This is a genomic window from Caldisericia bacterium (genome assembly GCA_030018355.1).
Lineage (GTDB): Bacteria > Caldisericota > Caldisericia > B22-G15 > B22-G15 > JAAYUH01.
In genome coordinates this window covers 200,992-226,970 of sequence record JASEFN010000004.1, presented here as the reverse complement: position 1 = coordinate 226,970, position 25,979 = coordinate 200,992, and the positions used below count along the sequence as shown (strand labels likewise).

The 25,979-nt window shown below is 27.5% G+C and carries 28 protein-coding genes and 1 tRNA gene; 11 read left to right on the top strand and 18 right to left on the bottom strand.

The window, feature by feature from the left end:
* Window positions 1–7: 7 nt before the first annotated feature.
* Together QMD25_05880 and QMD25_05875 are read left to right on the top strand one after the other, a co-directional pair.
* Window positions 8–1,669: an ATPase, T2SS/T4P/T4SS family gene (locus tag QMD25_05880; GenBank protein MDI6861524.1), complete on the top strand. Its 1,662-nt coding sequence runs from the start codon at window positions 8–10 to the stop codon at window positions 1,667–1,669.
* Window positions 1,666–2,874, top strand: coding sequence for a type II secretion system F family protein (locus tag QMD25_05875; protein MDI6861523.1), 1,209 nt, complete (start codon window positions 1,666–1,668; stop codon window positions 2,872–2,874). Before QMD25_05880 ends, QMD25_05875 begins: the two co-directional genes overlap by 4 nt.
* Here the strand turns inward: QMD25_05875 and pilO are convergent.
* The 10 genes from pilO to QMD25_05825 all read right to left on the bottom strand — a co-directional run bounded on the left by pilO (window position 2,866) and on the right by QMD25_05825 (window position 10,057).
* A complete protein-coding gene (pilO, locus tag QMD25_05870) occupies window positions 2,866–3,405 on the bottom strand; it encodes a type 4a pilus biogenesis protein PilO (protein MDI6861522.1) in 540 nt (179 codons plus the stop codon). The two genes, QMD25_05875 and pilO, sit on opposite strands and share 9 nt — an antisense overlap.
* Window positions 3,402–4,790, bottom strand: a complete 1,389-nt coding sequence (locus tag QMD25_05865; protein ID MDI6861521.1) for a hypothetical protein — start codon at window positions 4,788–4,790, stop codon at window positions 3,402–3,404. Before QMD25_05865 ends, pilO begins: the two co-directional genes overlap by 4 nt.
* A gap of 3 nt (window positions 4,791–4,793) precedes the next feature.
* A complete protein-coding gene (locus tag QMD25_05860; protein MDI6861520.1) occupies window positions 4,794–5,333 on the bottom strand; it encodes a prepilin-type N-terminal cleavage/methylation domain-containing protein in 540 nt (179 codons plus the stop codon).
* Between the two features lie 2 nt (window positions 5,334–5,335).
* The gene (locus tag QMD25_05855) at window positions 5,336–6,298 is read right to left on the bottom strand and encodes a hypothetical protein (protein ID MDI6861519.1); all 963 of its coding nucleotides are present in this window, start codon (window positions 6,296–6,298) and stop codon (window positions 5,336–5,338) included.
* Window positions 6,282–6,728, bottom strand: coding sequence for a hypothetical protein (locus tag QMD25_05850; protein ID MDI6861518.1), 447 nt, complete (start codon window positions 6,726–6,728; stop codon window positions 6,282–6,284). The genes QMD25_05855 and QMD25_05850 overlap by 17 nt, the downstream gene beginning before the upstream one ends.
* Entirely contained in the window at window positions 6,712–7,194 is a 483-nt protein-coding gene (locus QMD25_05845) for a hypothetical protein (GenBank protein ID MDI6861517.1), read from the bottom strand. Before QMD25_05845 ends, QMD25_05850 begins: the two co-directional genes overlap by 17 nt.
* Before the next feature lie 49 nt (window positions 7,195–7,243).
* Window positions 7,244–7,639, bottom strand: coding sequence for a prepilin-type N-terminal cleavage/methylation domain-containing protein (locus tag QMD25_05840; GenBank protein ID MDI6861516.1), 396 nt, complete (start codon window positions 7,637–7,639; stop codon window positions 7,244–7,246).
* Window positions 7,640–7,713: 74 nt separating this feature from the next.
* The gene (locus tag QMD25_05835) at window positions 7,714–8,238 is read right to left on the bottom strand and encodes a DUF996 domain-containing protein (GenBank protein ID MDI6861515.1); all 525 of its coding nucleotides are present in this window, start codon (window positions 8,236–8,238) and stop codon (window positions 7,714–7,716) included.
* Between the two features lie 30 nt (window positions 8,239–8,268).
* Window positions 8,269–9,096, bottom strand: a complete 828-nt coding sequence (locus QMD25_05830) for an S-methyl-5'-thioadenosine phosphorylase (protein ID MDI6861514.1) — start codon at window positions 9,094–9,096, stop codon at window positions 8,269–8,271.
* Window positions 9,097–9,136: 40 nt separating this feature from the next.
* Entirely contained in the window at window positions 9,137–10,057 is a 921-nt protein-coding gene (locus QMD25_05825; protein MDI6861513.1) for a carboxypeptidase-like regulatory domain-containing protein, read from the bottom strand.
* Between the two features lie 199 nt (window positions 10,058–10,256).
* On the opposite strand from QMD25_05825, the gene QMD25_05820 reads away from it, so the two are divergent.
* Window positions 10,257–10,388, top strand: a complete 132-nt coding sequence (locus QMD25_05820; GenBank protein MDI6861512.1) for a stalk domain-containing protein — start codon at window positions 10,257–10,259, stop codon at window positions 10,386–10,388.
* A 307-nt stretch (window positions 10,389–10,695) separates the two neighbouring features.
* On the opposite strand, the gene QMD25_05815 is transcribed toward QMD25_05820, so the two are convergent.
* The 4 genes from QMD25_05815 to QMD25_05800 all read right to left on the bottom strand — a co-directional run bounded on the left by QMD25_05815 (window position 10,696) and on the right by QMD25_05800 (window position 14,106).
* Window positions 10,696–11,598, bottom strand: coding sequence for a phosphohydrolase (locus QMD25_05815; protein MDI6861511.1), 903 nt, complete (start codon window positions 11,596–11,598; stop codon window positions 10,696–10,698).
* A gap of 92 nt (window positions 11,599–11,690) precedes the next feature.
* A complete protein-coding gene (locus tag QMD25_05810) occupies window positions 11,691–12,779 on the bottom strand; it encodes an alanine racemase (protein MDI6861510.1) in 1,089 nt (362 codons plus the stop codon).
* 2 nt (window positions 12,780–12,781) lie between these two features.
* Window positions 12,782–13,066: a ferritin family protein gene (locus QMD25_05805; protein MDI6861509.1), complete on the bottom strand. Its 285-nt coding sequence runs from the start codon at window positions 13,064–13,066 to the stop codon at window positions 12,782–12,784.
* A 68-nt stretch (window positions 13,067–13,134) separates the two neighbouring features.
* The gene (locus QMD25_05800) at window positions 13,135–14,106 is read right to left on the bottom strand and encodes a GNAT family N-acetyltransferase (GenBank protein MDI6861508.1); all 972 of its coding nucleotides are present in this window, start codon (window positions 14,104–14,106) and stop codon (window positions 13,135–13,137) included.
* Between the two features lie 61 nt (window positions 14,107–14,167).
* On the opposite strand from QMD25_05800, the gene QMD25_05795 reads away from it, so the two are divergent.
* From QMD25_05795 to QMD25_05765, 7 genes are all read left to right on the top strand, one after another.
* Window positions 14,168–15,346, top strand: coding sequence for a hypothetical protein (locus tag QMD25_05795; protein MDI6861507.1), 1,179 nt, complete (start codon window positions 14,168–14,170; stop codon window positions 15,344–15,346).
* Window positions 15,346–16,629: a TIGR04013 family B12-binding domain/radical SAM domain-containing protein gene (locus QMD25_05790; GenBank protein MDI6861506.1), complete on the top strand. Its 1,284-nt coding sequence runs from the start codon at window positions 15,346–15,348 to the stop codon at window positions 16,627–16,629. Before QMD25_05795 ends, QMD25_05790 begins: the two co-directional genes overlap by 1 nt.
* A gap of 202 nt (window positions 16,630–16,831) precedes the next feature.
* Window positions 16,832–16,908: transfer RNA gene (locus QMD25_05785), tRNA-Met, on the top strand.
* Window positions 16,909–16,913: 5 nt separating this feature from the next.
* Entirely contained in the window at window positions 16,914–18,311 is a 1,398-nt protein-coding gene (tilS, locus tag QMD25_05780; GenBank protein ID MDI6861505.1) for a tRNA lysidine(34) synthetase TilS, read from the top strand.
* Window positions 18,281–18,844 carry a hypoxanthine phosphoribosyltransferase gene (gene hpt / locus QMD25_05775; protein ID MDI6861504.1) on the top strand — a complete coding sequence of 188 codons (564 nt, stop codon included), beginning with the start codon at window positions 18,281–18,283 and terminating at the stop codon, window positions 18,842–18,844. The genes tilS and hpt overlap by 31 nt, the downstream gene beginning before the upstream one ends.
* The gene (gene ftsH, locus QMD25_05770) at window positions 18,831–20,669 is read left to right on the top strand and encodes an ATP-dependent zinc metalloprotease FtsH (protein ID MDI6861503.1); all 1,839 of its coding nucleotides are present in this window, start codon (window positions 18,831–18,833) and stop codon (window positions 20,667–20,669) included. Before hpt ends, ftsH begins: the two co-directional genes overlap by 14 nt.
* Window positions 20,662–21,393: an HAD family hydrolase gene (locus tag QMD25_05765; GenBank protein MDI6861502.1), complete on the top strand. Its 732-nt coding sequence runs from the start codon at window positions 20,662–20,664 to the stop codon at window positions 21,391–21,393. Before ftsH ends, QMD25_05765 begins: the two co-directional genes overlap by 8 nt.
* Here the strand turns inward: QMD25_05765 and QMD25_05760 are convergent, their stop codons facing one another.
* The 4 genes from QMD25_05760 to QMD25_05745 are packed head-to-tail and all read right to left on the bottom strand — an operon-like array spanning window position 21,394 to window position 24,496.
* A complete protein-coding gene (locus tag QMD25_05760) occupies window positions 21,394–22,242 on the bottom strand; it encodes an ABC transporter permease (protein ID MDI6861501.1) in 849 nt (282 codons plus the stop codon). It lies immediately after the preceding gene.
* On the bottom strand, window positions 22,233–23,048 hold the full coding sequence (locus QMD25_05755) for an ABC transporter permease (GenBank protein MDI6861500.1): 816 nt from the start codon (window positions 23,046–23,048) through the stop codon (window positions 22,233–22,235). The genes QMD25_05760 and QMD25_05755 overlap by 10 nt, the downstream gene beginning before the upstream one ends.
* Window positions 23,029–24,012: an ABC transporter ATP-binding protein gene (locus tag QMD25_05750; protein MDI6861499.1), complete on the bottom strand. Its 984-nt coding sequence runs from the start codon at window positions 24,010–24,012 to the stop codon at window positions 23,029–23,031. Before QMD25_05750 ends, QMD25_05755 begins: the two co-directional genes overlap by 20 nt.
* A gap of 55 nt (window positions 24,013–24,067) precedes the next feature.
* Window positions 24,068–24,496, bottom strand: a complete 429-nt coding sequence (locus QMD25_05745) for a DNA-binding protein (protein ID MDI6861498.1) — start codon at window positions 24,494–24,496, stop codon at window positions 24,068–24,070.
* A gap of 154 nt (window positions 24,497–24,650) precedes the next feature.
* On the opposite strand from QMD25_05745, the gene glnA reads away from it, so the two are divergent.
* Window positions 24,651–25,976: a type I glutamate--ammonia ligase gene (glnA, locus tag QMD25_05740; protein MDI6861497.1), complete on the top strand. Its 1,326-nt coding sequence runs from the start codon at window positions 24,651–24,653 to the stop codon at window positions 25,974–25,976.
* Window positions 25,977–25,979: the final 3 nt, after the last annotated feature.

Genomic DNA, 25,979 nt, shown 5'->3' with positions numbered 1-25,979 from the left:
AAATAAAATGGAAGTCAAGAAAAAATTAGGTGATATTCTATTAGAAAAAGGAATTTTAACAAAAGATCAACTTGATGATGCTCTTAAAGAACAAGAGAAAACAGGTGTTCCACTTGGACAAATTTTAATTGATAGAGGGCTTATTTCTCCTGGAGTATTAGGAGAAATTTTATCTATTCAATCTGGAATAGAGTATAAACCTGTATCTGAGATTTATATTTCTCCAGATTCAATTAATTTAATTCCAGAGGGGGTTATAAAAGAAAAGAAAGTTTTTCCAATTAGAAAAGAAGATGATACGCTTCTGGTTGCAATTGTTCCTCCACTCAACCCAATTGTTCTTGATGATATAAAGGCAATGACTGGTTTAAAAATTAGACCCTATATTGTAACAGATACTGAATTTCAAAGATTATTAAATCAATATTTCAATATAAAATCTTTTGCATCAAAAACGCTTCAAGGCTTAAGAAGAGAAGAGAGAGAAAATGAATTGGTTGCTGTTGAAACTCCAATTGTTAAATTTGTAAATACAGTAATATCTGATGCAATAGATCAAAATGCATCAGATATACATTTTGATCCATATCCTGAATTTACAAGAGTAAGATATAGAATTGATGGAATGTTGCAAGATACAATGAATATTCCAGCAGGAGTTGATGATCAAGTCCTTTCAAGAATAAAGGTGTTGGCAGGCATGGATATTGCAGAAAAAAGAAGACCTCAAGATGGAAGATTTTCATTAAAAATAAAAGATAAAGATTATGATTTTAGAGTTTCATCAATTGGGACACGTTTTGGTGAAAAACTTGAAATAAGAATTTTAAATAAAGCAAGAGTTTTAATTGAACTTGGAAGATTAGGATTAAATGAAAAACAACAAAAAATTTATGAAAAGATAATTAAAAATCCTTATGGAATGGTTTTAGTTACAGGTCCAACTGGTTCAGGAAAAACAACAACTCTTTATGCAACATTAAACAAATTAAACACCCCAGAAAAGAGCATTTTTACAATTGAGGACCCAATTGAATATGATCTACCAGGAGTAATTCAGATGCAAGTGAATCCAAAAGCAGGTTTAACTTTTTCTACAGGATTAAGAAGTATATTAAGACTCGATCCTGACATTATAATGGTTGGAGAAATAAGAGATATAGATACTGCAAAAATTGCAGTTGAGGCAGCGCTTACTGGTCATCTTGTTTTTTCAACACTTCACACAAATGACGCACCCTCCACTCTTGTGAGACTACTTGATATTGGAATTGAGCCATATCTTATTTCTTCAGTAATGATTGGAGTTGTTGCACAAAGATTAGTTAGAACAATTTGTCCTTCTTGTAAAATTGATTATAAACCTACAAAAGAGGAGTTAGAGATAATTTTCGGAAGAGTGCCAGAAAGGGAAATTAGACTTAAAAGAGGAAAAGGTTGTCCTGAGTGTAATTATACTGGATATAGAGGAAGAACAGGAGTTTTTGAAGTTTTACCTATAACAAAAAATATTAAAGAATTAATTAAAAGAAGAGATTCAACTGATACAATTAGATTTGAGGCAGAAAAAGAAGGGATGATTCCACTTATAAATGCTGGTTTTGAAAAGGTGTTAAATGGCATTACAACTCTTGAAGAGGTTTTAAGAGTAATAAGGATGGAAGAATGAGAATAAAGTATCTTGGAAGAGATAGAGAAGGAAATCCTGTTAGTGGAGAAATTGAAGTAGAAAATTTAAACGAAGCAAGAGATATTTTACAATCAAGAGGAATATACATAATTGATATTAAGGAATTAAAGAAAAAAGAGTTTGTAATTCAAAAATTAAAATCTCAAGAATTAATTTTTTTCTCAAGACAACTTTCTCTTCTTTTAAGATCTGGAGTAACAATAATTCAAGCACTTGAAATTATTCAAGAGAATGTAAAAAATAAAAATTTTAGAAATGTAATTCAGAAATTAAGAGAACATATTTTAGGTGGAGAATCTTTTTCAGAGAGTTTAAGAAATTTTAAAGGGGTTTTTCCAGAAATTTTTATTGAAGTTGTAAGAGTTGGTGAATTTACAGGAAATATTGATGAAGTTCTTTCGAGAATTTCAGATTTTTTAGAAAAGGAAGATGAACTAAGAAGAAAAGTTAAAAATGCTTTAATTTATCCTGAAATTGTTATTGGAACAGTAGTTGTTGCAGTTGTCTTTATTCTTTTAACAATTGTCCCAATTTTTGTGAATCTATTTCAAAGTTCTGGAGTTAAACTACCTCTTCCAACAAGAATACTTCTTGGAATATCAAATGGAATTAAAAATTATTGGTGGATAATTTTACCAGCCATAATTTTAATTATTTTTCTATTCAATCTATATAGAAGAACAAAAAATGGAAAAAAAACTATTGATAAAATTTTATTTAATTTACCAACAATAATAGGGAAAATTTATAGAGAAAACATATTTTTAAGAATCTCACACACACTTGAAACCTTAATAAGAAGTGGAATAAACTTAGGTGATTCTTTTCAACTTCTTTCAAGAATAAGTGGGAATGAAGTGATAAGTGAAAGTTTAATTAATGCAAGAGAAAAAATTATGTCTGGAATGAGTATAAGTAGGGCACTACTTGATGAAAAAGTATTTCCACTTCTTTTTGTTAGAATGATTTCTGTTGGTGAGGCTGGTGGAAATCTTGAAGAAGTCCTTAAACAAATGGAGAGATATTTTGAGAGTGAACTTGATAATGATATAAAAAGGTTTATTGCCTATCTTGAACCAACATTGACAATAATTTTAGGAATTTTAGTTGCATTTATTGCTTTCTCAATTTACCTTCCACTTTTTGACATGGTTAGATTAATAAAAAGTCAAGGATTAAAATAATGGAATTGATATTGACAACTCAAAATTTAACCCATCTTTTGTTTGAGTAAATGAAAAGTCATTTATATTTATAAATTTATTTAAATTTTCAAGGTAATCTAAAAATTTATAAAAACTACCCAAATCTCCATCAAATGTTAAATATAAATCTATATTAAAATAATCTTTTTTCTCTAAAATTCTCTTTTCTTCACTAATTGAGATATTTATATTTTTTAATCCAAAGTCTAACATTGTTAAAGGAAGAGTTGAAATAAATTTTTCAGCCTCTTCTCTTTTAAAAATTCTATTTTGATTCTCCTCTAAATAAGTTTTTATCTTTTCACTCTCTTTGCTCATAGAGTTTAACATCACAAATTTTTCACTTTTATTTTGAAGTTCTTGAGATTTTGAATTAAGTAAATTTATATTTTTTCTCCAAATTAAAAACTCATATCCCACAAAACCTACAAATATAAAAACTTCAATTATTAAAACATAAATTAATTTTCTAATAGTTTTTTTAATTTTTGGAATATACTCTTTTATCATTTTTTAACTCCTTTAATCTCAATTGTTGTAAAAGAATTTCCGTCTCGAGTTCTATCTATTCCTCTTAAAATAACTTCATTAAATAACTGACTTTCCTCAAGTTTTCTTCTAAATTCATAAATTGATGCAATGCTTTTTGAACTAATTCTAAATGAAAAATTATAATCACTATCAAAATTTAAATTTAATATGGTTATTTCTTGAGGCTTAATTTTCATTATCTCATCTAAATAAATTTTTAAATTTGTAGTTTTATATTTTGATAAAACCCCCTCGATTTCTTCCTTTTTTGCATTTAAATCTTTAAATTCATCTTCAATCCCTTTTAAATTTTCAAGAGACCTTTCAACATTTTTTAAATTTACATCTATATTTTTAATTGATTCACCTGTTAATGAAATTGAATTTATTAAATAAATTGAAAGACCAATTAATAGAAGAGCAAGCAAAATTGAAGATAGAAAAAGAAAGAAAACCTTTGCTTCATCTTTTCTTCTCTCTAAAATATCTTTTGGAATTAAATTTATTTTTATTTTCTCTTCAAGTGGAAACAAAGACAAACCTATTGGAGTTGAAAAATAATATTCTTTTTGAGGTAAAATTTCGCCCAATATTGTTTCAATTCCAAATCTTTCTTTTACCTCTTTTAAAATTTCCTCTATTCCCTTATCAATTCCTGATAAAATGATTTTTTCAATGGTTTTCTTCTCTTCTCTTGAGAAATAGGCAATTGTATTTGAAATTTCATTTAAAAATTGCAATTTATTTTCACTTAAATTTTCTAAACCAATGTCAAACTCTCTTAATTGATTAATTTCGCCATCAAAAAAGTAAATAATAGTTGTTTTTTTAAAACTAACATATATAAAAACTCCGCTCCCTTTAAATAGATCTCTTTTAAATATTTTTGTTGCTCTAAAAGATGAAATTGATGGTAAATCAACATTTTTAACTTCTAATCCAAGAGTGTTTAAAAATTTTATATGAGTTTCAACAATACTTCTTGGTGATGCAACAATAAGAAATCTCCCTCTATTTTCTTCTACTTTTAATCTAAATATGTTAACTACTGGATAGTCTCTTTCAAAAATTTTATATGTGCTCAACTCATCAAGAACAATTTTTTTAAGATCTTCATCAGGCATAAGTGGATAATTGTTAACTCTAACAAAAACATCTTCATCTGGAATTGAAAATGAAGTTAATTTTGTTTTAACTCTGCTTTCTCTTAAAAATCTTTTTATTTTCACTTTTATATCTTTTTCATAAATGTTTCCAGTAAAGCCCTCTCTTATATTTATAATTGAAACCTTTCCTTTTCTAATTCTACTTTCTACTAATTTAACTCCATTTTTTGTTAATGTTAATCCTAAAAATCTTTCCATTTTTTATTTCACATTTCTTAATTTTACCATTGTTTGTAATTCAAATTCACTATTTGTCATCCCTTGTGGTATCTCCTTTGGAGAGCCTTTAATTGCAATTTCAACTACTCTTACTTGATCTGGTACCCTATAAGGAAGAAGGTTATTATTTTCATCGAAATATCTAAATGATAATTCTAAATTAACAACTTCGCTTAAAGGTGTATTAGGTGAGTTATAATAAGGAGTATATTTTGTTCCAAAGTCATCTGTTCTCTGTATAAAACCATTTATTAACTCAAAAGTGATTTTTCTTTCTCCACCACTCTTTGGTATTATAAAACCAATTTTATTTGTCTCTGCTATTCCAACAGAATTTGCTTGCCTTAAAAGAGACTCAATTTCATTTATTGCATCTGTTACAACTTCAACAGTTTTTGAATCTGGTTTTCCGTATGTAAAATTTTTTATTGTTTGATTGAAAAATATGATTGTTGGAGCAATAATAATACTAAAGATCATAATTGCAATAACTAATTCAATTAAAGTAAATCCCTTTCTCATTTTTAATCAACCTCTTTAACACAAATATTATCAAAATAGACTGGAGTTGCTAGTGATTGTGATTCTACACTAACTCTTATGCTTCCACTTGTAAATTGATTATCAATTGCAGTGATAATTGGTGTTTGTCCTCCATCAAAATAAACATTTATTTTATTTTGTACCATTTCAAGTTTTATATTATGCCAATTGTTAAAAATTGAATAATCTAAATAGTATTGACCTAAAAGAGTATTAACACCATTCACAACCTTGTACAAATAAAAATATGTATATTCATCAATTAACCAAATATTATAGGTTCGTACTTCAACAAAATAACCATTATCTGTAGTGTTATTATATCTTCCATAAAATCTAACAATAGAATAATTAAGTAAAAATGATGTTAAATAAAAATCGACTGAAAGAGTGTAATTGGAAGAGCCAGCCCAATCTGGGTAAATAAAACCTGATTGTCTTCTTGCATAATACGCTCGATAATTTTGAGAGTTATTTGGATATTCAATTATATCCCACTGACCTTTAGGATTCCTTGTCCAATTCCATGGTGGCGCAGTCCAATTTCTATCTTGAAAATCTTCACACAATTCAACTTTTTCTAATTTAATAAACTTTGAAAAGAGTTCAACTAAAATTTGAGGTTTATCTTTAAAATAAAATCTTATAAAAACATCTTTTTTATTGTTTTGAGGTGAATTTTCATTTACTATTATCTCATAATCATAATTTGTATCATCTGGATAATTTGTTCTTAAGATAGTTAATATATTACTGTAAGGAGTGTTATTTAATTTCTCTATCTCTTTTTGGGCATAATATAATGCTTTGCTTCTATCTGAAATGAATGGTAAATCAACTGATAAAGAAAATAGTTGTGAAAATGTTGCAAAAATTAAAATTGCTATAACAACAAAAATTATAATTTCAATAAAATTAAAACCCTTTTTATTGAATATATTCAAGGGTTACCTCCTCCCAATTTTCAATTTGGAGAGTTGCACTATCAATTACAACTTTAATTACTCTTTGAGTTTCAAGAGATGAATTATATGGAACTTTTCCAGTTGAGGTTATTGTCGTTTTTCCTTGTTGAGGTGTATTTTGCTGAATTACCATTTCTGCTCTTCCTTTCCAGTTTTCAAAATCAATTTCAATATAATTAGGTGGTTGAATCTGTCCATATTTTAAATACCACATAACTTCTCTTACACCTGCTTCTGCAATGTAGAGAGATTGTGCTCTATAGATATTAAATTGAAGTGATTTTGCTCTTGAAGTAAAATTTAAGGATAAAACAACTCCAAGTAAAAGAGATATTACAAGCAAAATAACAATTATGATTATTAAAATATAACCTTTTTTATCTTTAGTTATATTAACGATTTTTTTCAAAAGAGAGAGTTCCATCTTCTTTTAATTTTATTTTATAACTAAATGTTTTATTTAAAAAAATTTTTATAAGTTTATTTTCTTTATAAAGATAAATCTCATTTAAATTATTTAAAAATTCAAAAGTTCCATCATCTTTTATAAGAAACTCAAAATCATTTGGTTTTAATTTAACACTTTTAAATAGAGGATATGAGTTTAAATATACTAAATTTTCTTTTGTATAAGAAATTTTAAACTTTCCTTCATCTATTTCAAATTTTAATGGTTCTCCTTTTACAATAGCAATATATTGTGAATTTTTTATATCTTTAATTAAATCTATTCCACTCGCAAAAACCATCATATCATCAATTTCAATTTGAATTCTTAAAACAAAGAATGTTATAAAAAAGAAAAAAATTAGAATAAGAATTGTTGATAATGTAAATGAAATTTTTATTGTTAGGCCCTTTTTAATATTTTTCATTAAAAATAAAAAGGGTGGGCCAAAGCCCACCCTGAAAGATTAAAATTAATTAAAATCCGTGTCCACTATTTTGAGAATCATAGGTGAATGTACCATTTTGAGGATCATAGATCCATATAGCTTTCTTAGTTGTATCACTTGGCAACCCATTACAACTGATTGTAAATGTTCCATTATTATCTTGAACCGTCCAACCAGATGGTAAACCACCATCTAAACATCCTTCAAGATCAGTATCAGTAGCAGGAAAACTTTTGTGTCTTGCAAAATAAATATGAACTCCTGATCTCCATGCACCAATTATTGCTTGATCTTGTGCTTTGTGAGCATCATCTCTTAAATCAAGATATTTTGGATAAATAACTGCTGCAAGTGCAGCTAATAAAACCATAACTAATACCAATTCAATCAATGTAAAACCTTTCTTACCAAATAATCTTTTCATTTTCACCTCCTAATTGTTTTCAAAATTGAAATTAATTTTTATTATATAAAAAAATTTTTCTTTTTTGTCAAGGTTTAACCTAAAGTATCTGGTAGAGAGAAAAAAGCAATTATTTCAAAAACTCTTCCAACAATTATTATTATAAATCCAACAACAACAATCATAAGAATTGCTCCTATAAACATTAAAAGTCCAGCAGTTTTGAAAGATGAAATATTAGTAGCTTCATTTGTTGTATCAAGTGCTTTTTTATAAAAGAAATATGCAACAATTGCAATTATCCAAGCAAGAATAAAAAGAATTATTCCTAATGCTAGAAGGCCGCCTCTTCCATGACCCATCATTGAGAAAATTCCAAGCATAGCACTTGTTCCACCAAAAGCAATTATTATTGCACTTACAATTGCAAGTACAACAGCAATTATAAAACTTGAGATTATTTCAGACCTTCCAGTTGCTTCAGAAATCTTTTTGTAGCCAAGATAGAGAAGAACAAAACCAATAATTGAAACAATCCATCCAACTTTTGGAACAAACATTCCTACAAGTGATAGAATTGAACCAACTCCACCTAAAATTTTTGCTTCTCTTACTCCCATAACAATTTTCCTCCTTTTAAAAAATTTATTTTAAAAAAGTGAAATAAAATTTTCTCCAGAAAATCTTGCTCCTTTTAGTGCTTCACAACATTTGCATTTTTCTCTTTTGAGAGGAATGTCTTTGATTATTTCAATAAGTAGAGTTTTTAATTTTTCTAAATTTTCATTGAAAATTTTAATAACCATTTCATGTGAAACTGGTTCAACACTACCCTCTGCTACAAGTCCAACATCATAATCTGTAACAACAGAGATGTTTAAAAAGCACATCTCTAACTCTCTTGCGAGAACTACTTCAGGATATTGAGTCATATTAATTACTTCCCAACCCATTGAAGTAAACCATTTACTTTCAGAAATTGTTGAAAATCTTGGACCTTCAATTACAACAACTGTTCCTTTAGGATGATAAGAGTAGTTAAGTTTTTTGAGTTTTTCTATTGCAATTTCTCTAAGTTCTGGGCAATATGGTTCAGCCATACTAATGTGAGTTGTTATTGGTCCATCATAAAATGTTGCTACTCTTCCTGATGTTCTATCAACAAATTGATCGCAAATTACAAAATCACCAATTTTAATATGAGGTTGAAGACTTCCACAAGCATTTGGTGCAATTATTCTTTCAACTCCCAACTTTTTCATTGCCCAAAGATTTGCTCTATATGGAATCTTATGAGGTGGGTATTCATGATTTTTTCCATGTCTTGGCAAAAAGGCAACTCTTTTATCTCCAATTTCTACAATTGCAATTGAACTTGAAGGAGCACCATAAGGAGTCTCAACTGTTACCTCTTTTACATTGTCAAAAAATTTATAAAAACCTGTTCCACCAAAAACTCCAATATGAACTTTTTCCATTTATACCTCCAACTAAAAGTTTATATACTTATTATAACAATTAAAATTTTGGAATTTTTGCCTCTCCTAATTCAAAAATATTTATTGTATAAGATAGCATGCTTCCATCTTGAAAAGTCATAATAGCATTCAATTTTGTTGGAAAGTTTTTATATTTTCCGCTATTAATAACCCAAATTTCATAAAGCACTTTTGTTTTTTCATTTTGATATATTACTTCATCTCTAAATTCATATTTTGTTGTCATATAATTATTTACTTTTTCTGTTCCAATTTTTCTTACAGAATACTCTAATGAACCTTGTGGTATTTTAATTCTTTGGTTAAATGCATCTTTTATTCCTTTTGCATATTCATTAACAAGGGAATGGAAACTTTCAGAAATGCTTCCAATTTGTTCTCTTGGCATCTCGTAAAATTCTCCTTTTTCACTATAGCGAATTTTTGCAATCTTTTCATCTGAATAGATTTCTGTATAAAGTTCACCAGTGTTTAAATTTGTTACTTTCATATATTCTCTTTTTCCAAAATTTTCTGTTATGAGTTCTATTCTTTGATCAGAAGTTGCCTCTTTTGTTCTAAATTCTGCAATAACATGAAAACTTTCAATGTCAGAGTAATTTTTTATCTCTTCAAATTCACTCTTTTTATTTAAAACAATCTTAATTTCCTTTTTTTCTGCACTTGATATTTCAATTTCATCTTCAAAATCTTCAAATTCTTCTTTTGTTGCTCTTATTTTATATTTACCAAAATCAATATTCGAAAAAGTATATTTTCCTTGAGAATCAGTTTTTCCACTTTTTCCATCAAGTGAAAGATTAACATCTTGAACTGGCTTTCCTTCATTATCAATAACAGTAACTAAGATTTCAGATGTTTTTACTTCTTTCTTACAACCATAAATAGTTATAAGAGAAAAAACAAGAATCAAAATTAAAAGAATTTTAAAATTTTTCATACTTTTCCTCCTTTTTATTTGAATTATAACTGGATATAATAAATAAGTAAATATATCACTATCATTTTTTATAAATAGTGATTTAAAAAGTTTAAATGAAAAAAGAATAATTAAACTTAAAATCGGTAGCAAAGAGGTTTTTGTTGATGGTAATAAACTAACTCTTGATGTTCCACCTTAAATTATAAATGGAAGAACAATGGTTCCTGTTAGATTTATAAGTGAAGGGTTGGGAGCAGAAGTTGGTTGGGATGGTGCAATTAAAACTGTAACAATATCGATGGATTCAATTGAATATTTGAAGAGCGAAATTAATATGAATAATGAATAATTGATTAAAGAGAAAGATGAAAAAATTGAAGAACTTCAAATATTAATGTTATAAAAAATGAAAATTAATTAGATTTAGAAGTTTAATTAATTCTGGTTCCAGAATAAAATTTCTTTAAGCCAAATGGTGAATTTTATAATGAAGTAAAAACAGATGTAAAAAGTCTTGAAAAAGATAAAGAGAGTTGGGCTTGGTGTTACCAAAAATTAAAGGAGAAGAATTAGAGGAAATTCCTGGTGAGTGGAAATGTAAAATCTATTTTGACGATGATTTTAGTTAAAGAGGTAAGTTTTAAGATTGAATAAATTTAAAATGTAACGAATTTTCTTCCTTTAAGTGTAATTGCTCTAACTATTCTTTTATCATAATCTCCCTCTGTTGGAGTAACTTCTGCTTTAAGGGTTATTAAATCTTCAAGTGGACCACCAATTATCTTTTTTCCAAGTATCTCTTGAACTTGAAATATTCCAGATGAATTACTCATTTCAATTAAAATCTCAATAGGTTTATCTTCTCCTTTTAAAATTAAAACTCTTTCAATTGATAGGGCAGAGATTGTGTGAATTGATAAACTTCCAAGATCATAAGCCATTCTTCCTCTTCCCTTTGTCATATCAGTTGCATCACCAATTCCAACAAGTGCTGCTTCAATAATTAAATCTGGTATATCTGCATCATGAGCATAAATTGAATTTAAAATAAACCCTCTAACTTCAGTCCTATTTTCAAGATCTGTATAAATTTTTGGAAGAAGCCTTTCAAGAATTGGTATTGCAAGATAAGATGAATGAAGAGGATGATTTTCTCTATAAATTTGATTTCCAATATCATGAAGAAGAGAAGCAGAAGTAACAATTAAATGTTCATCATCTTCATCTCCTCCACCTTCTTTAATAAAATCTGGTATTATACCTCTTTCAAGGAGTATATCAAGCATTTTTAATGCTGATGCACAAACAATTTTTGCATGAACCTCTCCATGGTCATTATATTTTAATTTTTTAACTGCAATAAAATTTGCAAGATCCCAATCAGCCCTTAATTCTGGATCATTTACAAGAAGATTAAACATTTCAAGTGCTTTTGGATAATTTTTAAGCGAATCAAGAATATAATTTAATGATTCTGTTTCAATGAAGTCATAACTTTCTGGAATTTCAACTTCAATACCAATATTTTTTAAACTTTTACTCTTAAAATTTTCATTCATGTTATTTCCTCCTTAAGGGAAAAAAGAAAAATGATTTTCTTTATCCCTAAAATAATTTATTTTAAATTTATTTTATCACTTAAAATAAATATTTACTCAAATTTTCCTCTTGCATCAACTTTATATTTTCCAATAACCTCACTCCCTTTAACCATATAAAAGTGATCAAAATTACTCATTGTAATACAAGAGTGAACTGGAATTATTTTAATTTTATCTCCAATATTTATTTTTGAATCTTCACTAATTATAATCCATCCATGTTCTTCAGAAAGAGCAAAAAGTTTTGATTTTGGTGAATCTAAAATATATCCATAAATTTTTTGATGATCTATTTCTAAAAAATCAAGACCAAAAACTTTTGATCCTGCATCAATATATGCTCTATTTTCTTGTTTACTAATCACTTGAGATAAAATTAATAAAGCGCATCTTTCTATATCTTGAACTCCAAGATTTACCTGTTTGAAATCATAAAAAACATAATTTCCAGGCCTTATTTCTGTTATTCCATCAATTTTTCCACTATAAAAAACAGAAGGAGTTGATCCTATACTTACAACTTCACATTTAATATTATTCTCCTCAAGAATTCTTTTTGCTTTTAAAACTTCATTTGCTTCTTCATAAGATAACCTCTCTCTATCTTCTCTATTTTTAGATGAATAAACTTGACCTCCATGAGTAAATATACCCTCAAATTTTAAATTTTGATATTTTTCAATTTCTTTATACAAAACAAGTATATCTTGAGGTTTAATTCCACATCTGTGATGCCCTGAATCAATTTCAACTCTTAAATACACCTCTTCATCTTGAAAAACTTCAGCCACTCTTTTTATTCCTTCAATAGAATCAACAGATAAAATCAATTTTTTAATTTTTTTATTTAATTTTTTTGCCCTTCTTAATTTTTCAATATCAATAATTTCACTTGATATAAAAATATCGTCAAAGCCTGCATCTGCAAAAATCTCTGCTTCAGATAGTTTTGCACATTGAATACCAGATATTCCAAAACTTTTTTGTATTTTTGCAATTTCAATTGATTTGTGAGTTTTTATCATTGGTCTCAATTTTTTATTGTGTTTTTTTGCAAAATTTGCCATCTCCTCAATGTTTCTTAAAAGTTTATCATAATCAATTAAAATGTTTGGAGTTGATAAATCAAATATTTCCATATTTATTTTGATAAAATTTCTTTTACTTCATTTTCACCATTTTTAAGTTCCTCTTTTGCTTCTTTATCCTTTAAAAGAAGTAGTGTTAAAAACTCACCAACATGTGTTTTTTCTTCTTTTGCAATGTCTAAAAATACATCTTTCAATTTTTCATCTTTAGTTAATGAAGCAAGTTGTTCGTAAAGATTAATTGCATCAAGTTCAGCAATAATACCAATTCTTAAAATTTCTTGCTCAATTTCTTCTTTACTTAAATTTTCCAACTTAAATGGAATGTTTGACATCATAATAAAACACCTCCTTTTTATTTCACTCTATACATGTTAAAAAAGTGTCTGACACCATTGTAACATTTTTAAATAACGTCAAGATCAGAAAAGTTAAAGAAGTAATTTTTTGAGAAATGAATTTTTTCAAATGGATAAAGTATAATTAATCTTTTTTGATATGGAATAAATCCTTTAAAGAAAAGAATTCTTTCAAGTGGATCTCCTTGCTTTATCCAAATATCAACTAAGTCAACATTATTTTCAATGAAAAATCTTAAAGAAAAAGAGACGAGTTTTGAAAAAGATTCATAGTTTTTATACAAAAATTCTTCAATTGTTCCTCTTTTAATATCAACCTCTTTTATTCTTAAAATAAAAAGCGAATCATCATCTTTAAAAATTTCATAAATATAATATGGGTGAGAAAGATATCTCCATGTTAAAAACTCCTCATCTCTTAAAAGAAAAATATCATAATGATTTTTTAAATTATCCAAATATTTTTCAACTCCGCTAAAATTTTGCACTTTAATAAAATTAAATTTCCTCTTAAGAAGAGATTTATTAAATTTAAAAAGAGATGATAGAATTGAAAGGTCAATTTTAAATTTAGTAGAGAGAATATTAAGGTTAAGAGGAAAAATCCACCTTCTTATATACCCAAAACTAATCCAGCCTAACTTTTTTGTGTAAATTGGAAGTGAGTTTTTGTTTGGAAATCCATAAAAGTAGTAGTAACCTCTTGTTTTCCCCTCTTCGAGAGTTTTAATTGCAAGTCTTTTAAAGATTCCTCTTCCTCTAAAATTTTCTAAAACCATAGAGTCTACTGAGTGTCCTATTTTTACTATTTTTCCTTTAAAATATGCTTTAAAAGGAACAATTGCCTCCTCTCCAACGATTTCGCCTTTATCAGTTTCAAAAACAGCAATTAAATTTTCTTTGAGTGGATTTTCAATATATTTCCATCTCCACTTTTTAATATCAACCTCAAGTTCTGGAGTAACACTATTAAAGAGAGGAATAATTTCCTCACCAACTCCTTCATATATCTTTATCATTTTCACTCCTTAAATTTTTAAATATATACTTTTCATTTTATAATAAAAAGTGGAGGTTTTAATGAAAAAAAGAGTTTTTATTGTTATTACCATATTTTTTATCTTTTTACTCTTTCTCAATTCTTGCAAAGTAGAAAGATTACCTTTTTTAATTATTTCATGTGAAGGGAAAATCATTCTTTTTGATAAAAATTTAAATAAAATAGATGAAATTGAAACTGGTTTAGATGGAAAGGTGCTCCTTGGAGAGATAAGAAATAAGAAAGTTCTTTTTAATTATTACTCTTCTGATTTTAAAAAAAGTGGAATATTTTTGTTAGATCTTGATACAAAAGATATTTTAAATTTAACTGAAGGTCTTTTAGGAAATTTTCCATACTCTCCAAAATTTTTGGATAATGAAAACATTTTGTTCACATTAAAAGAGAGTTATGAAAGTGAGTATCTTTATATTTACAATTTAAAACTTAAAAATAAAAAACCCATCTCAACTACTATTATTTCCACTTATATATATCCAATTTATGTTGATGAAGATTCAAAAAATGTTTATATTCATCTTTTAAAACAAAAAGAAGAAAAATCTAAAATTGCTCTTTATTCTTACTCTTCAGATGAATTTAATGAAAACTACTTAAGTTTTAAAGATAACTTCTATTTTCAAGGAAATTCAAATCTGATGGGAGAAGTTTTAGGAAGAACTTTTGATAGTAAATCTAAAATTTCAACTATCGAGATTTTAGATTTAAAGAGCCGTAATACAAAAACTATTTTTAAAACAAATGAAGGTGAAATTTATAATGAGATGTTTATAAATAACTCAGATGAAATAGTTTTTAAAATTGTTCCTTTTGATCAAAATAAAAAGCCGTATATTATGATAATTGATAGAAATGGAAATATTTTAAAAAATTTTGAAGTTCCTCAATTTACTGACTTTTATATTAGAGGTTCTTTTGAAAATTATCTATATTTAATGGCTCAAGAGAGTAGCATATCAAAATATCTTTTATTTGGAATAGATTTAGAAAAGAGATCTTTTAAAAAATTTACTAATGAAAACTATTTTTATGGTGGAGATTTAATAATTTCAACTTCAAAAGAAAACATAATTATAAGTGAAATAAAAGAGGGAGTTCAAGAAAAAAATTATATCCTTATGAATTTTAATGGTGAAAACAAAATAAATCTTAATGAAAAACTTAAAATTAAAATTGATTCAATTATTTTCTTTGAATAGTGAAAACCAACTTAAATTTAGTTATTTATTATAATAAAAACAATAGATACAGTTTTAATTCTCTCTTAGGAGCAATTGAGATAGATGAGAGATTAAAAGATATAAATGTAATTTTTATAAATAAAAAAGAAGATCTTTTTAATCTTTCACAATTAATTGATAAAGATACAAAAAATCTTTTTCTTTTCTCTTTTTTCACAACACAAATCTTTGAAATTTTAGATTTGGTAAAGAAATTGAGGGAAATTTATAAAGATAAAATTTTAATTGTTGGAGGAGGACCACATCCAACAGGAGAACCACTTGGTCCACTGAAAATGGGTTTTGATTATATTTTTAGAGGAGAAGGTGAGGAGAGTTTTATAAAATTTTTAATAAATTTAATAGAAAACAAGGATTTTGAAAATATAAAAGGCATTTCATCAAAAAAAGATGGAGAATTCAATATTTCCCAACTTAGTGATCCTGTTGATATAAATCTTTATCCGCCTTTTTCTATAAAATATGAAAAATTTAGTCCTATTGAAATAACAAGAGGATGCCCATTTTTTTGTTTCTATTGTCAAACTCCATATATTTTTAGTGGAAAGATAAGGCACAGAAGCATTGAGAATATAATTAAATACATTGAAATTATGAAAAAATTAAATTTAGTAGATATAAGATTTATAACTCCAAATGCTTTTTCCTATGGATCAAAAGATGGGAAAAGTTTAAATTTAAATTCTCTTGAAGAACTTTTAAAAGAGATAAAGAGAGTTTTAAAAGATAAAGGAAGGATTTTTCTTGGCACATTTCCATCTGAAGTGAGGCCAGATTTTGTTTTAGAAGAAACGCTTATATTGTTAAAAAAATATGCATCTAATGATTCAATTGTAATTGGTGCACAGTCTGGAAGTGAAAGAGTTTTAAGTTTAATAAATAGAGGTCATGGAGTTAAAGAGATTTATAAATCTGTTGAACTTTCAATTAAGTTTAATATAAAACCAATTGTTGATTTTATTTTTGGTCTTCCAGGAGAGGAGGAAGAAGATATTGAAGATACATTAAAAGTTATGAAAGATTTAGTTCAAATGGGTGCAAAAATTCACGCGCATACATTTATTCCACTTCCTCAAACTCCATTTCAATTTAAAAAAAGTGGGAAGGTAGATGAAAAAATAAAGAATTTTATAAAAGAAAATTTAAAAGATAAAATTGTTTTTGGAGATTGGGGAGTTCAACAAAAATTAGGTAAAAAAATTGAAGAATATTTTAAAAAAAATTATAATTATCTTCAATAAAAACATCATTTTCTAACTTTGGAAGAGTTTGTGATTTTAACAATAAAACTCAACATTGTAGGCAAAAGAAGATGTATTTAAAGAAATGACTTTAAGAGAAGAAAGACTTGGTGCAAATGCAATTGTTATAGTAAAAAATTATTAATTATTAATCAAAATTTTTTATTGAAACTTTTTTTAAATTTAGTAAAATTTGAATTAAGGCGGCGTAGCTCAGTTGGTCAGAGCACACGGCTCATACCCGTGGTGTCGTGGGTTCGACTCCCTCCGCCGCCACCATTAAAATGAATTTAATATCTAAAGTAAAAAATTTTATTGAAGAAAATTCCATTATTATGCCTCAAGATAAAATTGTGGTTGCATTTTCAGGTGGTCCTGACTCAACTTTCCTTGTTTATTTTTTAAAAGAAAATTATAAAAATTCTTTAATACTTGCACATTTAAACCATCTTTTAAGAGGTGAAGATTCTGATTTAGATGAAGATTTTGTAAGAATTATATCTCAAAAATTAAAAATTCCTCTCTATGTTAGGAGATTAAACATAAAAAAGTTAAGCGAAGAGAGAAAAAAGTCAATTGAGGAGGTCGGAAGAGAGGAGAGGTTTCTTTTTTTCAATGAAATAAAAAAGAAAGAAGGCTATACAAAAATAGCACTTGCTCATAATTTTGATGATCACATAGAGACAATTTTAATGAATTTTATTAGAGGGACAGGTTTAAGTGGTTTAAAAGGAATATTACCAAAAAGAGAAGATATAATTCATCCAATTCTTGTTGTAAAAAGAGAAGAAATAATAAATTATTTAAAAGAGAAAGAAATAGAATATAGAATTGATAAAACAAATTTGGAGAACATCTATTTAAGAAACAAAATAAGAAACGAGTTAATTCCATATATTGAGAATACATTTAATAAATCATTTAGAGAAAGAGTTTTTGATTTAAGTAATCTTATAAGGGTAGATGAAGATTTTCTTGAAAGTGTTACTCAAGAAAAATTTAAAGAGATAGTTAAAGAGGAGGAAGATTCATATTTCATTGAAATAGAAAAATTTAAAAATCTTCATAAATCAATTCAAAGAAGAGTTATAAGAAAGATAATTGAAAAGTTTAAAGAAGAGATAAGAGAATTTTCAGTTAAAAACATTGATGATATCATCTCTTTGGTTGATAAAAAAAGTGGAAAAGAGATAAAAATGTCAAAAAATTTAATTGCAATAAGGGAAAGAAAGAATATTGTAATTGAAAGAGAAAAGCCCACTTTTAAAGATTTTTTAATTGAAATAAAAGATTTAGGAGAGATTAAAAAAGAAGGCTTAACTATTTCTCTTAAAATAGTTGAAAGAATAGAAAAAACAAAAGATAAATTTGAGGCATATTTTGATTTTGATAAAATTTCATTTCCTCTTTATATTAAACCTCCAAAATATGGGTTTAGAGTAACTCCACTTGGGATGAAAAACTCTAAAAAAATTCAAGATTTTCTTACAGATATAAAAATTCCAAAAAGTGTTAAGTGGAAAATACCTATTCTTTATGACTCAAAAGGTGATATACTATGGATTATTGGATTAAGAATAAGCGATGATTATAAGGTTAATGAGATGACAAAAAGAGTTTTATATATTACAATTAAATTGGAGGATAATGAATGGACAAAGATATACAAAAGATTCTTATAACAGAAGAAGAGATAAAAAAAAGAGTTAAAGAACTTGCAAAGGAAATTAGTGAAGTTTATAGAAATTTATTTCCACACCTTGTTTGTATTTTAAAGGGTGCAACAATTTTTTTATCTGATTTAATTAAAGAGATGGATATTTATTTATCATTAGATTTTATGGGAATTTCATCATATGGTGCATCTACAAAAAGTTCTGGTATAATTAAAATAACGAAAGATCTTGATCACTCAATAGAAGGTAGACATGTATTAATTGTTGAAGATATAGTTGATACAGGTTTAACTTTATCTCACCTTAGAGAACTACTTTCCTCAAGGAAACCCTTATCTCTTCAAACAGTTGCACTTTTAAATAAAAAAGTAAGAAGGATAAAAGAAGTTCCAGTTGAATTTTACGGTTTTGAAGTTCCAGATGAGTTTGTTGTGGGTTATGGTCTTGATTTTAATGAAAAATATAGAAATCTTCCTTATATTTGTGTTTTGAAACCTGAAGTTTATATGTATGAGGTGATGAAATATGAAAAAAAATAATAACATATTTAATATAATTAGAAGCATTTTACCAATTATATTAATGATAATTTTTGTTTACTTTATTTATAGTTTCTATTCTGGATCATCAAGTCTCACTTCAACTGAAAAAATTTCTTATACAGAATTTATTTTAAAAGTTAAAGATGGAAAAGTAAAAGAAATCACAATTGATGGTCAAAATGTAACTGGAACATATTTAGATGGTTCAAAATTCACAACAGTTCTTCCTCCATTTGATGATCCAAATCTTCCAAATCTTCTTATTGAAAAAGGAGTTAATGCAACAATTAAACCAACTTCAAATAGTGGAACATGGTGGTATGTTTTAACAAACATTGGTTCAGTAATTCTTCTTATCTTTTTCTGGATGATAATGATGAGAGCCATTTCTGGAGGGGCAAATTCACAAGTTTTTAACTTTGGAAAAAGTAGAGCAAGGCTCTTTATAGAAAATAAGCCAAAAGTAACATTTAATGATGTTGCAGGATTAGAAGAGGTAAAAGAAGATTTGCAAGAAGAAATTGAATTTTTAAGAAACCCAAGAAAATTTGCAGCACTTGGTGCAAAGATTCCAAAAGGAATTCTTCTTGTTGGACCACCTGGTTGTGGAAAAACTCTTCTTGCTAAAGCAGTTGCAGGGGAGGCTGGGGTTCCATTTTTCTCTGTTTCTGGCTCTGAATTTGTTGAAATGTTTGTTGGAGTTGGTGCAGCAAGAGTAAGAGATTTATTTAATGAAGCAAAAAAATATGCTCCTTGTATCATATTTATTGATGAAATAGATGCTGTTGGAAGGCAAAGAGGTGCAGGTCTTGGTGGTGGACATGATGAAAGAGAGCAAACATTAAACCAACTTCTTGTTGAGATGGATGGATTTGATCCAAATAGTGGAATAATAGTAATTGCAGCAACAAATAGACCAGATATTTTAGATCCTGCGCTTTTACGTCCCGGAAGATTTGATAGAAGAGTTGTTGTAAATTATCCAGATGTAAAAGAGAGAGAAGCAATTTTAAAGATTCACACAAGAAACAAACCACTTGGACCAGATATAAATTTGACTACTCTTGCAAAAAGAACAGCAGGTTTTACTGGAGCAGATCTTGAAAATTTAGTGAATGAAGCAGCACTTCTTGCAGCAAGAAGAAATAAAAAATATATTACAATGGATGAACTTGAAGAGGCAATTGATAGAGTTATTGCAGGCCCACAGAAAAAAACAAGAGTTGTTTCAGAAGAAGAAAAAAGAATTATTGCATTTCATGAGACAGGTCATGCTGTAGTTGCAAATATGCTACCAGGTTCTGACCCAGTTCATAGAATTTCAATAGTTTCAAGAGGAATGGCATTAGGTTATACACTTCAACTTCCAGAACAGGAGAAATTTTTAAGAACAAGAGAACAACTTCTTTCAGAAGTGACTACACTTCTTGGTGGTAGAGCAGCAGAAGAACTATTTACAAAAGATAAAACAACTGGTGCAGAAAATGATCTTAGAAGAGCAACTGAAATTGTAAGGAAAATGGTAACAGAATTTGGAATGAGTGAAAGATTAGGACCTCTTACTTTTGGAAGAAAAAGTGAATACATATTTTTAGGAAGAGATATTGCATCAGAGAGAGATTATTCAGAACAGATCGCTTATGAGATAGATAAAGAGGTAAGAAATATTGTTGAGGAGTGCTTTGAGAGGGCAAAGAAAATTCTAAAAGAGAATGAAGAGGGAGTTTATAAAGTAGTTGATGTCTTACTTGAGAAAGAGACAATTGAAGGAGAAGAGTTAAAGAGAATTCTCGAAGATATTAGAAAAGAAAAAGTTGCTTAAAGTAATAAGTTTAGATCTTTGGGACACAATAATTGAAGACAGAGAAGATCTTGAAGAGAAGAGGGGAGAGATAAGATTAAAAAAACTTTTAGAATATCTCTCCCCTCTTAACATTTCATATTCAGATGCAAAAAAAGCATATGAAAAAATGAGTAATTGGCTTTTCTCAACTCAGAAAAAAACTTTAAAAAGTGTAAACACAGAAAAGCAGATATGTTATTTTTATAAAATTTTTGGAATAAAACCAAATAAAGTTGTTTTGGAAGATGTGAAAAAAGTTTATGAAACAGCAATTTTTGAAATTCCACCTCCACTTATTGATGAAGTTGAAGATTTTATAAAAAAGTTGAAAAAATTAAATATTAAACTATGTATCCTATCTGATGCTGGAAGGACTCCAGGATGGGCATTAAGAGAAATTTTGAGAAGATATTCACTTTTAGATTATTTTGATAAAACCTTCTTTTCTGATGAATTGGGGTTTGTTAAGCCAAATAAAAAAAATTTTCAAAAAATTTTAGATGAGTTTAAGGTAGAAAAAAGTGAAGTTTTACATATTGGGGATAGTTTTGAAAAAGATTGCCTTGGTGCAAAAAATTGTGGAATAAACTATATTCATTTTTCAAGGGGAAAAGAAAATTGCAATGAGTTTTCAGCAAATAGTTATGAAGAAATTTATAAATTAATTTTAGAAAAGTTTGTGATTGAAAAGAGTTTATTTTAATTAACCCATTGATCTTTGATCAATAAGTCCTCTTGTTCTTGCGATTTTAAGTGAAAAGTTAAAGAAAAGAAAAATAATTATAAAATAAATTAAATTTTCAAGAGCAAGCAATGTAGTTAATTCATTTATATTTAAATTTTTAAATACTTCATTCCACCCGCTTCCTAAGAGAATAACTCTCATTCCATCCATCCATATTGTTTGTGGAATAAAAATTCCTATTTTACCTAAAAACGATGGAAGTGTATCAATTGGAAAAATTGCGCCAGTTAAAAGAAGAAAAACTCCTGTTGCGCTTTGAGTTAAAAACCAACCTTGTCTTGAAATTAAAAAATTTACACCTGCAAAAAAGTAACCAATTATAAATAGTGATAATGTTCCAAGAAGCATAAATATTGGAAGATAGATATACCAATATGGAATCAATGAAAAATGAACTTTTAAAATAAGAGATCCTGTAATTAAAATTATTATTGCTGAAATTGTTGTTGTTATATATTTTGCAAAACCTCTTCCTGTTAAAAATAAAAATAAACTTATAGGAGAAATGTAAACATATTTTAATGTTTCATAATATTCTCTATCATCAATTACTGTCCAGGCAATTCCAAAAAGAACATTTGCAGTATAAAGGTGAAGTGCATTTCCTATGAGTAGATGTGGAATATATTCTGGAAGTTGGTTCCTTGTTATTATAATAAACATAATTATTAATATAAATGCACTCGAAAGTGGTTTTGCAAGAGAGTATATTATAAACAAAAATGGATCTGTCCAGTTGCTTTCAATTTTCCAACCAAGAGAAAATGATGCTTTAAAATCATTTATAATTTTTTTAATTATTCCCATCTTATTGTTAACTTCCCCTCCTTTCTTGCAAGATACTCCATCTTTTTAAGGTAATAATAGGCAAGAAAAAGATAAATAATTGTTAAAATTGCAAGAATTATTATTTCAACTTTAACGCTTAAAAATCCAAAAAGTGCACCTTGTTTGAATATAAGTTGTCTTATTCCATCAAGGCCTAAAGTTAAAGGAATAATTGAAGAGAAAAATCCTGTAATTCCTAAAAATTTAATTGGAAAATACATTCCACTAACAAGATAGACTGGCTCTTGGAAAAATTCTGAAAGGTGCCAAGCCTCTCTTCCCCAAATAAGATAAAGTGAGGCAAGAGTCATTCCAAGTCCATATAGAGCAGAAAGAGTTAAAAAGAAGACAAGAATAAGTTGAGGTATATTTATAAAACTAAAATCTAGTTTAAATATAAGTGTACCAACAGTTAATGTTGCAAGTGCTCTAAGAGAAGTTGAAAACATACCACCTATGCTCATCCCAAATAAAATAGACATAAGTGAAATTGGGCTAATTATGTAGAGTTGAAGATTACCACTCATTCTCTCCCAATAAAGTTGTGATGCCATATCCCATAAAACATTTAGCCAAAAAGCACTCATTGCTCCACCAAGAACTGCAAAGCCTAAAAAATCTTTACTTGCTCCTAAATATTTATAAAGGAGTCCATAAGCAACAACAGAAAGAAGTGGTAAAACAACATCTGCAATTACCCAAGAATATTCTCTATTTGCTGCAATAATTCTTGGATATGCTCTTCCTTTTATTGCTCTTAAATTTCTAACTATGTATCTCTTCATCTTTAAATTCCCTTCCAACAATTTCTATAAAAACATCCTCAAGGGTTGGCTCTCTTTTTTTAAATGAAAGAACATTAAAACCTTTGTCTTTTAAAAAGTTAAAGACATCGACAATTCGGTTTTCACTTTCTAACTGAAATTTAATTTCAATTTTTCCATCTTTAATTGGATTTACAAAAAATTTTGTTGTATAAGGAATTGAGTCAAGTTTTAAATACTCATTTCTTAAGACTTCAACCGAATAATAGATTCTATCTTTTAAAATATTTTTAAGGTTTTCTGGGGTATCAAGTGCATAGATCTGTCCATTATCAATTATTGCAATTCTATCACACAACTCATCTGCTTCATGTAAATAGTGAGTTGTTAAAAGTATAGTTCTTATTGGTTTCTCTTTTATCCAATCTTTTATAAAATTTCTAACTGTTCTTGCAACTTGAACATCTAAACCAAGTGTTGGCTCATCAAGGAAAAGAACTTCAGGATCTGAAAGTATTCCTCTGATGAAATTCATTTTTTGTCTCATTCCCGTTGATAAATTACTTATTTTTGTGTTTGCCTCTTCTTTTAAGTCAAATATCTCAAGATATTTTTCAATTTCTTTTTTTGCTAATTTAGATGGAATTCCATAAAATTGTGAAAACATCCATAAATTTTCTTTTACGGTTAAAATTCCATACCCTGCCCATTCTCCTCCACTAACCATATTTATTTTTTCTCTTATTTTCAATGTATCTTTTTCTACATCAAAACCTAATACATATGCTTTTCCAGTAGTTGGAAGAAGAATTGTTGTAAGTATTTTAATGAGTGTAGTTTTTCCAGCCCCATTTGGTCCTAAAAGACCAAAAATTTCTCCTCTATTAACTTCAATGTTAATATTTTTTAGAGCCTCTATTATTCTTTTTCCTTTTTTATAAATTCTTCCAAGATTTATTGTTTTAATTGCAAAATTCTTTTCCATAATAAAACTCCTTTAAAAATAACTTTAATATTATAACAAGGAAATTAGAAATGTTTTAATGTTTAAAATTGAGTAAATTTAAACCATCTTTTAATTTTCTTTCTAATTTTAAATTTGATTCAATTATTGCCATTTCTATAAATGTATGAATTTCTCCATCAAAAAGATGTCCTCCAAAACTTCTTTTTTCTTTATCTCCTAAATTTATATGAATATGAAATGGATAGTTTTCATTATTTATAAGTAATCCACTCATGCTTAAAAGTTCAAATGGTCCCTCTAAAATTTCTTTTTCATAAGATACATTTTTTCCATCATAATATCCAAAACCTACTTCAACATTTTTAACCATTCCAGTTGATGATAAAATAATTCCACAATCTAAAACTTTTTCTTTAAGAATTAGTTTTTCTAAATTATCCTTAATTCTCTCTCCTTTTTCCATAACCACAAAAATAATACCACCATCTTTAATATATTTCATATAATTAACCTCTAATAATTATTATACACCATGTTACAATGGTGCCTGACACCATAGTAACATGTTACAAAGGTGCCTGACACTTTTGTAACATGTTGACAAAAATTTGAGAAGTGGTATATATAAAATTTAATTTTTAAGGAGGTATATTAAAATGGATAAGAGTGATGTTTTAAAACTTGTGAAAGAGAAAAATGTGGTTTTTATTAGACTTCAATTTACAGATATTTTAGGAATTCCTAAAAATGTTGAAATACCTTCTTCAGAACTTCCATATGTTCTTGATAATGGAGTTTTATTTGATGGTTCATCAATTGAAGGTTTTGTGAGAATTCAAGAGTCAGATATGCTTCTTTTACCAGATCCAGACACATTTGCAATTCTTCCATGGACAATTGGTGGAGGAACAGTTGCAAGATTGATTTGTGATGTTTTAAATCCAGATGGCACACCATTTGAAGGGGATCCAAGATATATTCTTAAAAAAGAGATGAAAAAAGTAAAAGATGAGTTTGGTTATGTATTAAATGCAGGACCAGAAGCAGAATTTTTCCTATTTAAAAAAGATCAATTTGGAAAACCAACAACAATAACACATGATCATGGAAGTTATTTTGATATGCTTCCAATTGATCTCGGTGAAAAAGTAAGGGAAGAGATTGTTACAACTCTTAAAGAGATGGGATTTGAAGTTGAAACAGCACATCATGAAGTAGCAGAAGGACAACATGAGATTGATTTTAGATATTCAGATGCTTTACGAACCGCAGACAATGTTATTACATTTAAACTTGTAACAAAAACGATTGCTTTAAAATATGGACTACATGCAACATTTATGCCTAAACCTGTTTATGGAATAAATGGTTCTGGAATGCATACACATTTATCTTTATTTAAAAATGGAGAAAACATTTTTTATGACAAAAATGGAAAATATGAATTATCAAAAGAAGCACTCTATTTTATTGGAGGAATTTTAAAACATGCAAAAGGAATAACTTTCATTGCTAATCCAACAGTAAATTCATATAAAAGAATTGTTCCAGGTTATGAAGCACCAGTTTATATATCATGGGCATTAAGAAATAGATCTGCTTTAATTAGAATTCCATCTGCAACTGGTATTGGAAGAAGAATTGAATTTAGATCACCTGATCCATCATGTAATCCTTATCTTGCTTTTGCAGTAATTCTTGCAGCAGGAATTGATGGAATTAGAAATAAAATTGACCCAGGAGAGCCAACTAATATTGATATTTACAATATGACAGATGAAGAAAGAAAAAAACTCGGAATTGAGAGTCTACCAGGAAATTTAATGGAAGCAATGGAAGAGTTTTTAAAGGATGATGTTTTAAAGAGCGCTTTAACAGAACATGTCATTGAAAAATTAGTTGAAGCAAAGAAGGAGGAGTGGGATAGTTTTAGAACTCATGTAACTGATTGGGAGATAGAGAGATACTTAGAGATTTATTAAAAA

Excerpts from the sequence above, each read along its gene's own strand:
- QMD25_05755 (MDI6861500.1), bottom strand. The coding sequence starts at position 23,048 with ATGAAGAGATACATAGTTAGAAATTTAAGAGCAATAAAAGGAAGAGCA.
- QMD25_05800 (MDI6861508.1), bottom strand. The coding sequence starts at position 14,106 with ATGATAAAGATATATGAAGGAGTTGGTGAGGAAATTATTCCTCTCTTT.
- QMD25_05835 (MDI6861515.1), bottom strand. The coding sequence starts at position 8,238 with ATGGGAGTAAGAGAAGCAAAAATTTTAGGTGGAGTTGGTTCAATTCTA.
- QMD25_05865 (MDI6861521.1), bottom strand. The coding sequence starts at position 4,790 with ATGGAAAGATTTTTAGGATTAACATTAACAAAAAATGGAGTTAAATTA.
- QMD25_05860 (MDI6861520.1), bottom strand. The coding sequence starts at position 5,333 with ATGAGAAAGGGATTTACTTTAATTGAATTAGTTATTGCAATTATGATC.
- QMD25_05875 (MDI6861523.1), top strand. The coding sequence starts at position 1,666 with ATGAGAATAAAGTATCTTGGAAGAGATAGAGAAGGAAATCCTGTTAGT.
- QMD25_05745 (MDI6861498.1), bottom strand. The coding sequence starts at position 24,496 with ATGAAATATATTAAAGATGGTGGTATTATTTTTGTGGTTATGGAAAAA.
- QMD25_05845 (MDI6861517.1), bottom strand. The coding sequence starts at position 7,194 with ATGAAAAATATTAAAAAGGGCCTAACAATAAAAATTTCATTTACATTA.
- glnA (MDI6861497.1), top strand. The coding sequence starts at position 24,651 with ATGGATAAGAGTGATGTTTTAAAACTTGTGAAAGAGAAAAATGTGGTT.
- QMD25_05810 (MDI6861510.1), bottom strand. The coding sequence starts at position 12,779 with ATGGAAATATTTGATTTATCAACTCCAAACATTTTAATTGATTATGAT.
- QMD25_05820 (MDI6861512.1), top strand. The coding sequence starts at position 10,257 with ATGGTTCCTGTTAGATTTATAAGTGAAGGGTTGGGAGCAGAAGTTGGT.
- tilS (MDI6861505.1), top strand. The coding sequence starts at position 16,914 with ATGAATTTAATATCTAAAGTAAAAAATTTTATTGAAGAAAATTCCATT.
- QMD25_05830 (MDI6861514.1), bottom strand. The coding sequence starts at position 9,096 with ATGGAAAAAGTTCATATTGGAGTTTTTGGTGGAACAGGTTTTTATAAA.
- QMD25_05795 (MDI6861507.1), top strand. The coding sequence starts at position 14,168 with ATGAAAAAAAGAGTTTTTATTGTTATTACCATATTTTTTATCTTTTTA.
- QMD25_05840 (MDI6861516.1), bottom strand. The coding sequence starts at position 7,639 with ATGAAAAGATTATTTGGTAAGAAAGGTTTTACATTGATTGAATTGGTA.
- QMD25_05880 (MDI6861524.1), top strand. The coding sequence starts at position 8 with ATGGAAGTCAAGAAAAAATTAGGTGATATTCTATTAGAAAAAGGAATT.
- QMD25_05805 (MDI6861509.1), bottom strand. The coding sequence starts at position 13,066 with ATGATGTCAAACATTCCATTTAAGTTGGAAAATTTAAGTAAAGAAGAA.
- ftsH (MDI6861503.1), top strand. The coding sequence starts at position 18,831 with ATGAAAAAAAATAATAACATATTTAATATAATTAGAAGCATTTTACCA.
- QMD25_05815 (MDI6861511.1), bottom strand. The coding sequence starts at position 11,598 with ATGAATGAAAATTTTAAGAGTAAAAGTTTAAAAAATATTGGTATTGAA.
- pilO (MDI6861522.1), bottom strand. The coding sequence starts at position 3,405 with ATGATAAAAGAGTATATTCCAAAAATTAAAAAAACTATTAGAAAATTA.
- QMD25_05825 (MDI6861513.1), bottom strand. The coding sequence starts at position 10,057 with ATGAAAAATTTTAAAATTCTTTTAATTTTGATTCTTGTTTTTTCTCTT.
- QMD25_05750 (MDI6861499.1), bottom strand. The coding sequence starts at position 24,012 with ATGGAAAAGAATTTTGCAATTAAAACAATAAATCTTGGAAGAATTTAT.
- hpt (MDI6861504.1), top strand. The coding sequence starts at position 18,281 with ATGGACAAAGATATACAAAAGATTCTTATAACAGAAGAAGAGATAAAA.
- QMD25_05760 (MDI6861501.1), bottom strand. The coding sequence starts at position 22,242 with ATGGGAATAATTAAAAAAATTATAAATGATTTTAAAGCATCATTTTCT.